The sequence below is a fragment of the Kitasatospora sp. NPDC059803 genome, from assembly GCF_042732255.1.
Lineage (GTDB): Bacteria > Actinomycetota > Actinomycetes > Streptomycetales > Streptomycetaceae > Kitasatospora.
Window position 1 is genome coordinate 45,137 of record NZ_JBHWIJ010000003.1, and the last position, 11,916, is coordinate 57,052.

An 11,916-nucleotide genomic window follows, 5' to 3' on the forward strand; every position below is an offset into this window, starting at 1 on the left:
GGCGGCGATCCGGTAGGGGGCGGTAGGGAGCGGTGGGGTTCAGGCCCCGTCGGGCGGGTGGAGGGTCAGGAGGACTCCGGGGGAACGGGGTTGGCCCGGGGGGCGGGGGTGAACAGTCCGGCGCGGGCGGCCAGTGCGGCGGCGTCGGCGGCCCGCTCGGCGGTGCGGGCGTCCAGCGGCTCGCCGGTGACGAACAGCCGGTAGTAGAGCGGGGCGGTGGCGGCCCGGACCACCTCGGCACCGTCCGTTCCGGTGGGCAACTCGCCTCGGGCGACGGCTCGTTCGGCGACCTCGGCGGCCTGGCGGTGACGGGAGGCGAAGAAGGCGCGCAGGGCGGTCGCGCCGGTGTCGGAGCGCTGGGCGGCCAAGATCAGCGCGGTGGGGGTGGCCCCCAGGTCGGGATCGGTGAAGACGGTGAACACCTCCTGGGTGATCAGTCGCAGGTCCTCGCGGAGGTCGCCGGTGTCGGGCAGCGGCCAGGGCTGGTCGGCCGAGGCGGTCAGGGCGTCCGCGACCAGGCCGTCCACTCCGCCCCACCGCCGGTACAGCGTCGCCTTGTGGACGCCGGAGCGGCTCGCGACCGCCTCGATGGTGAGGTCGTCGTACCCCTTCTCGGTGACCTCGGCGAGCGTGGCGGCGACCACCCCCTCCCGGACCCGGGCGCTGCGGCCGCCGGGGCGCGGGGTCGGGGTGCGGGGCTCTGGGTGGGTCGTTTCGAGGTGAGTCGGCTCCGGGGCGTTCTCGTTCAAAGTCGACTCCAGTCGCGTTAAGGCTTGCTGCGGTGTGGCGGTCGTGCCATGCTCATCGTAATGCGACTTTGGTCGCGTTACGAGAGGAGCCTGCGTGACCGCCACCGCCATTCCCGACCCCACTGCCCTGCACCCGCTCGCCGGCCACGACCGGGTCGTCCTGCTGCGCCCGCTCGTCACCGACCCGCGGATCGAGGTCGGTGAGTACACCTACTTCGATGACCCCGAGGGGGCCACCCGCTTCGAGGAGCGCAACGTCCTCTACGCCTACGGACCCGAGCGGCTGGTGATCGGCAAGTACTGCGCGATCGCCACCGGGGCCCGCTTCCTGATGGCCGGCGCCGCCCACCCGACCATCGGCGTGTCCACCTTCCCGTTCACGATGTTCGGCGGTGAGTGGACCGAGCGGACCCTCGACCTCGTCACCGGCCTGCCCAGCCGGGGCGACACCGTGATCGGCAACGACGTCTGGTTCGGCTTCGGTGCCACCGTCCTGCCCGGCGTCCGGATCGGTGACGGCGCGATCATCGCGGCCGGTGCGATGGTCACCGCCGACGTCGAGCCGTACACCATCGTCGGCGGCAACCCGGCCCGGCCGATCCGGCGCCGCTTCGAGGGCGCCGACGTCGAGCGCCTGCTCCGTGCGGCCTGGTGGGACTGGCCGGTCGAGCTCGTCACCGAGCACGTCCGCGCCATCATGTCCGGGACCCCGGCCGACATCGAGGAGATCGCCGCGGCGAACGGCCTGCTCGCCCGCTGACCTGCCGGGCCTGGGAAAGGCGTTGGCCCCGGGGACGCTGGATCCCTCCGGAGATCCAACGAGTTACGGCAGGGCGTTGATCACGGGTGGGCCGGTGCGGGAGGATGGCGTCCCCCTGCTCCATGCTCCGCCCCGTCGATAGCTGTGCCCTTCGCCCAGCTCCAGGGTCCGTCCGACGCCGTACGGTACTCGCGCCCCGCCGGTTCCGTTCGCTCGGAGGGATCTGACTCATGCGTGCCTCCCTGTCCATGTCTTCGTCCTCATCGGCCCTTCGCGACCTGCCGGTTCTCCTGGTGGCGGTGGTGTGGGGGTCGAGCTTCCTCGCCGTCCAGCGGGTGGCGGAGCCCGGGACGGCCGTGGCGATGCTGGTCCTGCGGTTCGGGCTGGTGCTGCCGCTGCTCGGGATGGTCGCCTGGCCGGCGCTACGGAGGCTGAGCCGCGCCGAGTGGCTGGGCGGCGGTGCACTGGGGTTGGTGCTCAGCGGGATCTTCCTGCTGGAGACGTACGGCGCCGTGCACACCTCCGCCACCAATGCCGGGCTGATCATCAGCCTCGCGATGGTGCTCACCCCGCTCGGCGAGAGCGTCCTCAGCCGGACGGCACCGCCCCGCGCCTTCCTCGCGGCCGCCGCGCTGGCCGTGCTCGGCGTCGCCCTGCTCACCGGGGACGGCGGGCTGCGCCCGCCTTCGCTCGGCGACCTGCTGGTGCTGGGAGCTGCCCTGGTTCGCTCGGCCTTCGTCCTGGCGACGGCCCGCGTCCGCGCCGTCCGCGAAACCGACATGCTGGCCCTGACCTGGGTCCAACTCGCCGTCGCGACCGCCGTGTTCGCGGCCGTCGCACCAGCCGTAGGGCCGTCGCCGTGGGCCGTCGCCCGCTCGTACGGGCCCGGCCAGTGGGCCTGGTTGCTGCACCTGTCCCTGTTGTGCACGCTGTTCGCCTTCTTCGTTCAGATGTGGGCTGTCCGCGCCACCTCGCCGTCCCGGGTGAGTCTGCTGCTCGGCACCGAACCGCTGTGGGCCGCCGTCTTCGGCATCACCATCGCCGGGAACCGGATGGGGCCGCTCGCCCTGGTCGGCGGAGCCCTGGTCGTGGTCGCCACCGAGTGGGGCCGCCGCACCGCTCCCGCCCCCGTCCCCGCTCCCGCCCCCGTCCGGCGCGGGGAGTCCGAGGTCGTCGAGTCCGAGGCCGCTGGATCTGTTGTTGCCGAGTCCGCGACCGGGGTCGGGGAACGGGGCCCGGAGCCGGCCCCGGTGTGATCCGCTGTGGTGGTCACCGGCGACTCAGCGTCCGACGGGCGTAGTCGATGGTGACCGCGCCGAGCAGTGGACCCCATGCCACCAGCGGCAGGTAGGCGAGGGTCATCACCAGGCCGGCGGCACCGTGCGGGGAGTCCGGCTCCGCCATGTTCCGGCCCCAGCCGCCGACCGCCGCGGTTATCCCGAGCACGGTCAGAAACGCCGAGCCCAGCGCGCCCGGAACGATCGCGGTGAGCGGGTGCACCGCCCGGCCGCCGATCAGCGGGATCCAGCGCGGCGCCAGCTGGCCCCAGGGCCGGACCAGCCCGACGGTCAAGAAGGCCAGCGCTTCGGCCAGGGCGCTCAGCACCACGACGTAGACCGTGCCCCAGCCCGGCTGGTGCTCGGCGTACCGTGCGGCGGTGGCACCCGTGAAGCCGACCGGGATGCCGAAGCCGAACGCGATCCGCCACAGCCCCGAGGGAACGGTGGTCAGCACGGTGGCCTTGGCGGCGAACTCGGCCCAGCGTGGTGCGGGCGGGACGGCCGGACGGGTGGTGGTCCGGGCGTTGATCGCGAGCTTCGACATGGTGGTGAACTCCCTTCGCGGCCGGCGCTCCGGCCGCTTCGATGGCTCAAGCCTGGCCGTTCCACGCGGCGAGCGGCAGCTGCCGATCGGGCTGTTCTCCCTGCTCAACAGGCCTCTGAAATATGCCGATCGGCACAGGCGGGCAACCTGCGCCGCGTCGTAACGTGGCGGCAGTCGAAGGGAGGAGATGGCGATGAATCAGATGCTGGCGGTGATCGTCCCGGCCGCGCTTCCGCTGGTCCGGGCGGCGCGCAGGCGCCAGGGCATGGCGGTCGTGACCGCGACGGCCGGGGCGATGTCGGCCTTGGTCACGGTTGCCGTCTGGCTCACCGGCCGCTGGACGGAGTCGGACCGGTGGCCCGGGCTGGTCGGCCTGGTCGAACTGGCCGCCCTCCTGCTGTCCGTGGTCCTCGCCCTGCGCGCCGAGGACGGCCTCCGGTGCGCGCTGGCGACGTGGACGGCTTGCGGCGCGGTCGCGCTCTGGCCGTCCCGGTTCGAGGCGATCGGCGGGCCCGGAGACGTGCTCACCCTCTTCGGATTCGGGTCGATGCTGGCCCTGCCGGCCGTCCTGACCGGGCTCTACCTGCGCGGCCTGGACGAGGGGCGGTGTCGGGCGGTGGCCGAGGCCAGGCGTTCCCAGCGGCTCGAACTGGCCCACGACCTGCACGATTTCGTGGCGCACGACGTGAGCGGCATGGTCGCCCAGGCTCAGGCCGGGGTGTACCTGGCCGCGGCTGACCCGGCCCGGGCGGTCGAGATGTTCGAGCGGATAGAACAGGCCGGGCAGCGAGCCCTGGCCTCGCTGGACCGGACGGTTCAGCTGCTGCGCACGGAGGAGGGGAGTGGGCGCGGACCGCAACAGGGGCTGGCCGAACTGGCGGAGGTGGCAGAACGGTTCACCGCCTTGGGCGGCGCCGAGGTCCGGCTGGAGCTGCCGGACGGGCCGGTCCCCCGGGAGGTGGAGGGCACGGTCCACCGGATCGTGGTCGAGGCGCTGACCAACGTTCGGCGGCACGCTGCGGGCGCCCGGACGGTCGAGGTCCGTGCCCGTCGCGCGGGCGGGTGGCTGGAGTTGACCGTGACGAATGACGGACTCGCACCTGGCGCGGGTGGGCGCCCGCGCGGTGGCGGCGGCAGCGGACTGCCGGGGCTGGCGGCCCGAGTGGAGGCGCTCGGCGGCACGTTCGCGGCAGGCACGGAGGAGCGAGAGGCCTGGCGGGTGGCGGCGAGACTGCCGCTGGAGAGGCAGGAGCGACAGGAGAGTCAGGAGAAACCAGTGATTCCGGTGAGGACCAGTTCAGGGGAGAGGTGGAAATGATCGGCAGCACAGGGCCGATCCGGATCCTGGTCGCGGACGACCAGGCCGATGTCCGCACCGCGTTCCGGATGATCCTGGACGTTCAGCCGGACATGTCGGTGGTGGCGGAGGTGGCGGACGGTGCCTCGGCGGTGGAGGAGGCCCGACGGCTTCGACCGGACGTCGTGCTCGCGGACATTCGAATGCCGAGGCTCGACGGCTTGGAGGTCACGAGGCAGCTGGCGGGCGAGTGCAAGGTGATCGTGGTGACCACCTTCGACCTGGACGAGTACGTGCATACGGCCCTGCGGCATGGGGCGGCCGGCTTCCTGCTGAAGCGATCGGGGCCAGTGCTGCTGATCGAGGCGGTGCGGGCGGCGATGGCCGGGGACACGTTGATCAGTCCACAGGTCACCGTCCGGCTGCTGCGGCACATGACGGCGCCCGGGAGCGACCGTACGGCCGGAGCGGGGCCTTCGGCGGCGGCGCCGCAGATAGCCGGCCTGATCGAGGAACTGACCGCGAGAGAAAGGGAGATCGCCGAACAGGTGGCAGACGGCGCGACGAACGCCGAGATCGGAGCGGGGCTGTTCATCTCGCCGGGGACGGTCAAGAACCACCTCGCCAACGTCCAGCGCAAGCTCGGTGCCCGTAACCGGGTGGGCATCGCGGCCTGGGTCTGGGAGCAGGGCCGGTAGCCGGTAACCGGCCCCGGTGAACGGTGGGGCGAGCCCGGACGCGGGCGCGAGGGCAGAGGGCAGCGGCCCCGAGGAAGGGCCCCCAGGAAAGGGCCCCAGGGAAGGCGGCGCGGGAAGGGCAGCGCACGGAGGCCGGGGCGCCGCGCGCTGGGCCGGGCATGGCCCAGCGCAGGAGAGGGTCGGGCGGGCGGCGGGCGGGGTGGGGGAGGGGGAGGGGGGAGGGGGGAGGGGGAGGGCCCCAAGGACCGTTTCGCGCGCTTGTGAACGAAGGGTCAAGCGAGCGTTCGGCCCCCCGCCACCCCTCAGAGTGAGCCGCTATAACACGTCAACATGGCGCCTCGAAATTTGCTCCCGTCGACGCATAGTTGATATAGGAGCGCGGCTCTGACCAGCCGCTTCACAAGTAAATGCGACTGGTTGTGACCATTTGACTTCTTTGTGTCGACAACTCTGGGCATGTTCATATTCGGCACGATTCTCATCGTGGCGTAGATCACAAAGATGACGTTGAACTGCGTGTCGCAGATCACAAGCCGACGGGCATAGGATGCGCTCGTTCCAGGCTTTGTGAACTGCCTCACATGAGGTGGATCCCGGGAACCGGAACGCGGGTTCACCTCAGCGTGACTCGCCGGTTCCGATCTGCAGTCAAGGACGACTGGACGGAGGGAGCGGGGGCTATGAATGCCTACGCGCCGATCCTCGTACTCGGTGCCATCGCGGCGGCGTTCGCGGTCGGCTCCGTCGTGATGGCCTCACTCACCGGCCCCAAGCGCTACAACCGGGCCAAGTTGGAGGCGTACGAGTGCGGCATCGAGCCGACCCCGCAGCCCGTGGGCGGCGGTCGGTTCCCGATCAAGTACTACCTGACGGCGATGCTCTTCATCGTCTTCGACATCGAGATCGTCTTTCTCTATCCCTGGGCGGTGACCTTCGACGCCCTGGGGATCTTCGGGTTGGTCGAGATGCTCCTGTTCATCGCCACGGTCTTCGTCGCCTACGCCTACGTGTGGCGCCGCGGCGGCCTGGAGTGGGACTGAGCGCGGGGTGGCCGCCGCCTTTGTGAACGAGCGGACAAGCCCGAACGGGCCGAGGTACCACAGGACTTGAGGGCTTCTTGAGGGCATTGAGAGGGATCTGATGGGAATCGAGGAGAAGCTGCCGAGCGGCTTTCTGCTCACGACCGTGGAGACGGCCGCCGGTTGGGTGCGCAAGGCGTCACTCTTCCCGGCCACCTTCGGTCTGGCCTGCTGCGCGATCGAGATGATGACCACCGGCGCCGGCCGCTACGACCTGGCCCGGTTCGGCATGGAGGTGTTCCGGGGCTCCCCCCGGCAGGCCGATCTGATGATCGTGGCGGGTCGGGTGAGCCAGAAGATGGCCCCGGTGCTGCGCCAGGTGTACGACCAGATGGCCAACCCGAAGTGGGTCATCTCGATGGGCGTCTGCGCCTCCTCGGGCGGGATGTTCAACAACTACGCGATCGTGCAGGGCGTCGACCACATCGTCCCGGTGGACATCTACCTGCCCGGTTGCCCGCCCCGCCCGGAGATGCTGATGGACGCCATCCTGAAGCTGCACGACAAGATCCAGCACGAGCCGCTGGGCGCGAACCGGATCCGGGCCGAGGAGCTCGGCGAGGCGCTCGCCCTCAAGGCCACCCCGGTCAGCGAGATGCGGGGGCTGCTGCGATGAACGAGCAGGTACCCGAGACCCGTCGCGAGCACCAGGTCCGCGAGATCCCGGTCGAGGTGGTCGGCCGCCGGCAGGGCATGTTCGGCGCCCTGGGCAGCGGTGACACCTCCGGCTTCGGCGGCCTGGCCGCGCCGATCGTGCTGCCCGGCCCGAGCGAACGGCCGTACGGCGGCTGGTTCGACGAGGTCGCCGACGAGCTGGAGGGCGCCCTGGAGGAGCAGGGCCTGGACCCGGCCGAGGTGATCGAGAAGACCGTTGTCGACCGCGGCGAGCTCACCTTCCACATCGACCGCGCCCACCTGCTCCGGACCGCCCGCACCCTGCGCGACGACCCGGCGCTGCGCTTCGAGCTGTGCCTGGGCGTGAGCGGCGTGCACTACCCCGACGACAAGGGCCGCGAGCTGCACGCGGTCTACCACCTGCGGTCGATCACCCACGGACGGCTGATCCGGGTGGAGGTCACCGCGCCGGACGCCGACCCGCGCATCCCCTCCGTGGTGAGCGTCTACCCGACCAACGACTGGCACGAGCGCGAGGCCTACGACTTCTTCGGCCTGGTCTTCGACGGCCACCCGGCGCTCACCCGGATCATGATGCCGGACGACTGGCTGGGCCACCCGCAGCGCAAGGATTACCCGCTCGGCGGCATCCCCGTCGAGTACAAGGGCGCCCAGATCCCGGCTCCCGACCAGCGGAGGTCGTACAGCTGATGAGTACTCGGCACGACGAAGAGGCTCGGCACGACGAAGGGACTCGTCCCCACGAAGGAGCCGAGCAGGCAGAGGCCCGGGAGACCACCGAGGGCCGGGTCTTCACGGTCACCGGCGGCGACTGGGGCGAGGTGGTCGAGGCGGTCGGCCGGGCCGACGACGAGCGCATCATCGTCAACATGGGCCCCCAGCACCCGTCCACCCACGGCGTGCTGCGGCTGATCCTGGAGATCGACGGCGAGACGGTGAAGGAGGCCCGCTGCGGCATCGGCTACCTCCACACCGGCATCGAGAAGAACATGGAGTTCCGCAACTGGGTCCAGGGCACCACCTTCGTGACCCGGATGGACTACCTGACCCCGCTGTTCAACGAGACCGCGTACTGCCTGGCCGTCGAGAAGCTGCTCGGCATCACCGACGACATCCCGGACCGGGCCACCGTGATCCGGGTGCTGATGATGGAGCTCAACCGGATCGCCTCGCACCTGGTCTGCCTGGCCACCGGTGGCATGGAGATCGGCTCCACCACCCTGATGATCTACGGCTTCCGCGACCGCGAGCTGATCCTGGACGTCTTCGAGCTGGTCACCGGCCTGCGCATGAACCACGCGTACGTGCGCCCCGGCGGCCTCGCCCAGGACCTCCCCCCCGGCGCCGTCGACCAGATCCGCGAGTGCGTGAAGACCCTGCGCTCCCGGATGCACGAGTACGACAAACTCGCCACCGGGAACCCGGTGTTCAAGGCCCGCCTGGTCGACGTCGGCTTCCTCGACCTGCCCGGCTGCCTGGCCCTCGGCGCCACCGGCCCGATCCTGCGCGCCACCGGCCTGCCGCACGACCTGCGCAAGACCGACCCGTACTGCGGCTACCAGGACTACGACTTCGAGGTCGCGATCGCGGACAGCGCCGATTCCTACGGCCGCTTCCTGATCCGCCTGGAGGAGATGCGGCAGTCGCTGGGGATCGTCGAGCAGTGCCTGGACCGGCTGCGGCCGGGCCCGGTGATGGTGGCCGACAAGAAGATCGCCTGGCCCGCCCAACTCGCCGTCGGACCGGACGGGATGGGCAACTCGCTCGACCACATCCGCAAGATCATGGGCACCTCGATGGAGGCCCTGATCCACCACTTCAAGCTGGTCACCGAGGGCTTCCGGGTCCCGGTCGGCCAGGCGTACGCGGCGGTCGAGTCGCCCAAGGGCGAGCTGGGCGTGCACGTGGTCAGCGACGGCGGGACGCGCCCGTACCGGGTCCATTTCCGGGATCCGTCGTTCACCAATCTGCAGTCGATGGCGGCGATGTGCGAGGGCGGCCAGGTCGCCGACGTGATCGTCGCGGTGGCCGGGATCGACCCGGTGATGGGAGGCGTGGACCGGTGACAGACGTTCAGTTGGGGATGCCGGCGCTGCCGGCCACACCGTACCCCGAGGAGGTGCACGCCCGGCTGGCCGCCGACGCCGCGGAGCTGATCGGCCGCTACCCGCAGGCCCGGTCGGCGCTGCTGCCGCTGCTGCACCTGGTGCAGGCCGAGGAGGGCTTCGTCAGCCCGACCGGCATCCGGTTCTGCGCGGAGCAGTTGGACCTCACCACCGCCGAGGTGACCGCCGTCGCCACCTTCTACACCATGTACCGGCGGCGCCCGGCCGGGAAGTACCACGTCGGGGTCTGCACCAACACCCTGTGCGCGGTGCTCGGCGGCGACCAGATCTTCGACGAGCTCCAGCAGCACCTCGGCGTGCGCAACAACGAGACCACCGGGGACGGCGAGATCTCGATCGAGCACATCGAGTGCAACGCGGCCTGCGACTACGCGCCCGTGGTGATGGTCAACTGGGAGTTCTTCGACGACCAGACCCCGGAGAGCGCCAAGCGGCTGGTCGACGACCTGCGCGCGGGCCGGAAGGTCCGGCCGACCCGCGGCGCCCGGCTGTGCACCTTCAAGGAGTCCGCCCGGATCCTGGCGGGCTTCCCCGACGAGCGCCCGGGTGCCAACGACGAGTCCGGCGCGGGTGGCGCGCCCTCGCTGGCGGGCCTGCGCCTGGCCAAGGGCGAGGCGCTGCCCGGCACCGGCGGCACCAAGGTCGTCGCGCCCCGCCACGAGGGCATCGGCCACGAGGGCGCCGGCTACGAGAGCACCGGCCACGAGGGCACCGGCCACGAAGGGACGGAAGCGTGATGACCGCCGCCGAGCCGGCCGAGAAGCTGCTCACCCCCGTCCTGTCCGCCTCCTGGGACGACGACCGGCCCTGGACGCTGGCCACCTACCGCCGCCACCACGGCTACGACGGCCTCAAGGCGGCCCTGGCGATGCCGCCGGACGACGTGATCGCCCTGGTGAAGGACTCCGGGCTGCGCGGTCGCGGCGGCGCCGGCTTCCCCACCGGGATGAAGTGGCAGTTCATCCCGCAGAACGACGGCAAGCCGCACTACCTGGTGGTCAACGCGGACGAGTCCGAGCCGGGCACCTGCAAGGACATCCCGCTGCTGTTCGCCAACCCGCACGCGCTGATCGAGGGCATGATCATCGCCTCCTACGCGATCCGCTGCGACCACGCGTTCATCTACCTGCGCGGCGAGGTCGTCCCGGTGCTGCGCCGCCTGCACGCGGCCGTCGCCGAGGCGTACCAGGCCGGGCTGCTCGGCCGGGACATCCTCGGCTCCGGCGTCAACCTCGACATCACCGTGCACGCCGGCGCCGGCGCCTACATCTGCGGCGAGGAGACGGCGCTGCTGGACTCGCTGGAGGGCCGCCGCGGCCAGCCCCGGCTGCGGCCGCCGTTCCCGGCGATCGCCGGCCTGTACGCCTGCCCGACGGTGGTCAACAACGTCGAGTCGATCGCCTCGGTGCCGCCGATCCTGGCCCGCGGCAAGGAGTGGTTCAAGGGCCTGGGCACCGAGAAGTCCCCCGGCTTCACGCTGTACTCGCTCTCCGGCCACGTCACCAACCCCGGCCAGTACGAGGCGCCGCTGGGCATCACGCTGCGCCAGCTGCTGGACATGAGCGGCGGCGTCCGCCCCGGGCACCGGCTCAAGTTCTGGACCCCGGGCGGCTCGTCCACCCCGATGTTCACCGACGAGCACCTGGACGTCCCGCTGGACTACGAGGGTGTCGGCGCGGCCGGCTCGATGCTCGGCACCAAGGCGCTGCAGGTCTTCGACGAGACCACCTGCGTGGTGCGGGCGGTCACCCGCTGGACCGAGTTCTACGCCCACGAGTCCTGCGGCAAGTGCACCCCCTGCCGCGAGGGCACCTACTGGCTGGTCCAGTTGCTCAAGCGGATCGAGGCGGGCGCGGGCGTCGAGGGGGACCTGGAGAAGCTCCTCGACATCGCCGACAACATCAACGGCAAGTCCTTCTGCGCACTGGGCGACGGCGCCGCGAGCCCGATCGTCTCCTCCCTCCAGCACTTCCGGGCCGAGTACGAGCAGCACCTGGCCGAGCGCCGCTGCCCGTTCGACCCGGCCGCCTCCACCGTCTGGGCCGACGGCCCCCGCCCCGGCCACCAGTCCGCCACCGAAAGGGAGGTGCACGCGTGACGATCACAGAGCCATCCACCTCCACGGGCGACAAGGCCGCGGTCGAGCTGGTCACGCTCACCATCGACGGCGTCGAAGTGCAGGTCCCCAAGGGGACGTTGGTGATCCGGGCCGCTGAACGGATCGGCACCCAGATCCCGCGCTTCTGCGACCACCCGCTGCTCGACCCGGCCGGAGCCTGCCGGCAGTGCATCGTCGAGATCGAGGGCCAGCGCAAGCCCGTCGCCTCCTGCACCATCCCGGTCGCCGAGGGCATGGTGGTGCGCACCCAGGTGAGTTCGCCGGTGGCCGAGAAGGCGCAGCGCGGCGTGATGGAGCTGCTGCTGATCAACCACCCGCTGGACTGCCCGGTCTGCGACAAGGGCGGCGAGTGCCCGCTGCAGAACCAGGCGATGTCCACGGGTGACGCCGACACCCGCTTCGAGGGGATGAAGCGCACCTACGAGAAGCCGATCCCGCTCAGCACCCAGGTGCTGCTGGACCGGGAGCGCTGCGTGCTGTGCGCGCGCTGCACCCGCTTCTCGCAGCAGATCGCCGGGGACCCGTTCATCGACCTGCTGGAACGCGGCGCGCGCCCGCAGGTCGGCACCCGGGGAGACCAGACGCGACTCAAATAAATATCCAGGAGAACCCAACCAGAAATACCCGG

The 11,916-nt window shown here is 71.1% G+C and carries 12 protein-coding genes and 1 pseudogene; 11 read left to right on the forward strand and 2 right to left on the reverse strand.

Annotated elements, in window-relative coordinates:
• Positions 1–65: 65 nt before the first annotated feature.
• Positions 66–749 (reverse strand): TetR/AcrR family transcriptional regulator, encoded by a 684-nt coding sequence (locus ACFV6I_RS01130; protein ID WP_380423195.1) that lies wholly within the window; start codon positions 747–749, stop codon positions 66–68.
• Positions 750–843: 94 nt separating this feature from the next.
• On the opposite strand from ACFV6I_RS01130, the gene ACFV6I_RS01135 reads away from it, so the two are divergent.
• Together ACFV6I_RS01135 and ACFV6I_RS01140 are read left to right on the forward strand one after the other, a co-directional pair.
• A complete protein-coding gene (locus ACFV6I_RS01135; protein ID WP_208869079.1) occupies positions 844–1,509 on the forward strand; it encodes a CatB-related O-acetyltransferase in 666 nt (221 codons plus the stop codon).
• 230 nt (positions 1,510–1,739) lie between these two features.
• Entirely contained in the window at positions 1,740–2,765 is a 1,026-nt protein-coding gene (locus tag ACFV6I_RS01140; RefSeq protein WP_380423196.1) for a DMT family transporter, read from the forward strand.
• Positions 2,766–2,778: 13 nt separating this feature from the next.
• Here ACFV6I_RS01140 and ACFV6I_RS01145 read toward each other — a convergent pair whose 3' ends face one another.
• On the reverse strand, positions 2,779–3,333 hold the full coding sequence (locus ACFV6I_RS01145; RefSeq protein WP_380423197.1) for a hypothetical protein: 555 nt from the start codon (positions 3,331–3,333) through the stop codon (positions 2,779–2,781).
• Positions 3,334–3,526: 193 nt separating this feature from the next.
• Here ACFV6I_RS01145 and ACFV6I_RS01150 point away from each other — a divergent pair, with 193 nt between their 5' ends.
• From ACFV6I_RS01150 to ACFV6I_RS01190, 9 genes and pseudogenes are all read left to right on the forward strand, one after another.
• Positions 3,527–4,651: a sensor histidine kinase gene (locus tag ACFV6I_RS01150; protein ID WP_380423198.1), complete on the forward strand. Its 1,125-nt coding sequence runs from the start codon at positions 3,527–3,529 to the stop codon at positions 4,649–4,651.
• A complete protein-coding gene (locus tag ACFV6I_RS01155; RefSeq protein WP_380423199.1) occupies positions 4,648–5,328 on the forward strand; it encodes a response regulator in 681 nt (226 codons plus the stop codon). The genes ACFV6I_RS01150 and ACFV6I_RS01155 overlap by 4 nt, the downstream gene beginning before the upstream one ends.
• Positions 5,329–6,008: 680 nt before the next feature.
• A complete protein-coding gene (locus ACFV6I_RS01160; protein WP_030060100.1) occupies positions 6,009–6,368 on the forward strand; it encodes an NADH-quinone oxidoreductase subunit A in 360 nt (119 codons plus the stop codon).
• A 100-nt stretch (positions 6,369–6,468) separates the two neighbouring features.
• Positions 6,469–7,023, forward strand: coding sequence for an NADH-quinone oxidoreductase subunit B family protein (locus ACFV6I_RS01165; RefSeq protein ID WP_063348147.1), 555 nt, complete (start codon positions 6,469–6,471; stop codon positions 7,021–7,023).
• On the forward strand, positions 7,020–7,733 hold the full coding sequence (locus ACFV6I_RS01170; RefSeq protein ID WP_380423200.1) for an NADH-quinone oxidoreductase subunit C: 714 nt from the start codon (positions 7,020–7,022) through the stop codon (positions 7,731–7,733). Before ACFV6I_RS01165 ends, ACFV6I_RS01170 begins: the two co-directional genes overlap by 4 nt.
• Complete coding sequence (locus ACFV6I_RS01175) at positions 7,733–9,109, forward strand: NADH-quinone oxidoreductase subunit D (RefSeq protein ID WP_063348145.1); 1,377 nt, start codon at positions 7,733–7,735, stop codon at positions 9,107–9,109. The genes ACFV6I_RS01170 and ACFV6I_RS01175 overlap by 1 nt, the downstream gene beginning before the upstream one ends.
• 17 nt (positions 9,110–9,126) lie before the next feature.
• Positions 9,127–9,906 (forward strand): NADH-quinone oxidoreductase subunit NuoE, encoded by a 780-nt coding sequence (nuoE, locus tag ACFV6I_RS01180; RefSeq protein WP_380423207.1) that lies wholly within the window; start codon positions 9,127–9,129, stop codon positions 9,904–9,906.
• Entirely contained in the window at positions 9,906–11,267 is a 1,362-nt protein-coding gene (gene nuoF, locus ACFV6I_RS01185; RefSeq protein WP_380344889.1) for an NADH-quinone oxidoreductase subunit NuoF, read from the forward strand. The genes nuoE and nuoF overlap by 1 nt, the downstream gene beginning before the upstream one ends.
• Positions 11,264–11,916: pseudogene (locus ACFV6I_RS01190) on the forward strand (2Fe-2S iron-sulfur cluster-binding protein); the annotation flags it as partial. The gene nuoF and the pseudogene ACFV6I_RS01190, both read left to right, overlap by 4 nt.

Coding starts and splice junctions, on each gene's coding strand:
- ACFV6I_RS01140 (WP_380423196.1), top strand. CDS start 1,740: ATGCGTGCCTCCCTGTCCATGTCTTCGTCCTCATCGGCCCTTCGCGAC.
- ACFV6I_RS01145 (WP_380423197.1), bottom strand. CDS start 3,333: ATGTCGAAGCTCGCGATCAACGCCCGGACCACCACCCGTCCGGCCGTC.
- ACFV6I_RS01150 (WP_380423198.1), top strand. CDS start 3,527: ATGAATCAGATGCTGGCGGTGATCGTCCCGGCCGCGCTTCCGCTGGTC.
- ACFV6I_RS01155 (WP_380423199.1), top strand. CDS start 4,648: ATGATCGGCAGCACAGGGCCGATCCGGATCCTGGTCGCGGACGACCAG.
- ACFV6I_RS01160 (WP_030060100.1), top strand. CDS start 6,009: ATGAATGCCTACGCGCCGATCCTCGTACTCGGTGCCATCGCGGCGGCG.
- ACFV6I_RS01165 (WP_063348147.1), top strand. CDS start 6,469: ATGGGAATCGAGGAGAAGCTGCCGAGCGGCTTTCTGCTCACGACCGTG.
- ACFV6I_RS01170 (WP_380423200.1), top strand. CDS start 7,020: ATGAACGAGCAGGTACCCGAGACCCGTCGCGAGCACCAGGTCCGCGAG.
- ACFV6I_RS01175 (WP_063348145.1), top strand. CDS start 7,733: ATGAGTACTCGGCACGACGAAGAGGCTCGGCACGACGAAGGGACTCGT.
- nuoE (WP_380423207.1), top strand. CDS start 9,127: ATGCCGGCGCTGCCGGCCACACCGTACCCCGAGGAGGTGCACGCCCGG.
- nuoF (WP_380344889.1), top strand. CDS start 9,906: ATGACCGCCGCCGAGCCGGCCGAGAAGCTGCTCACCCCCGTCCTGTCC.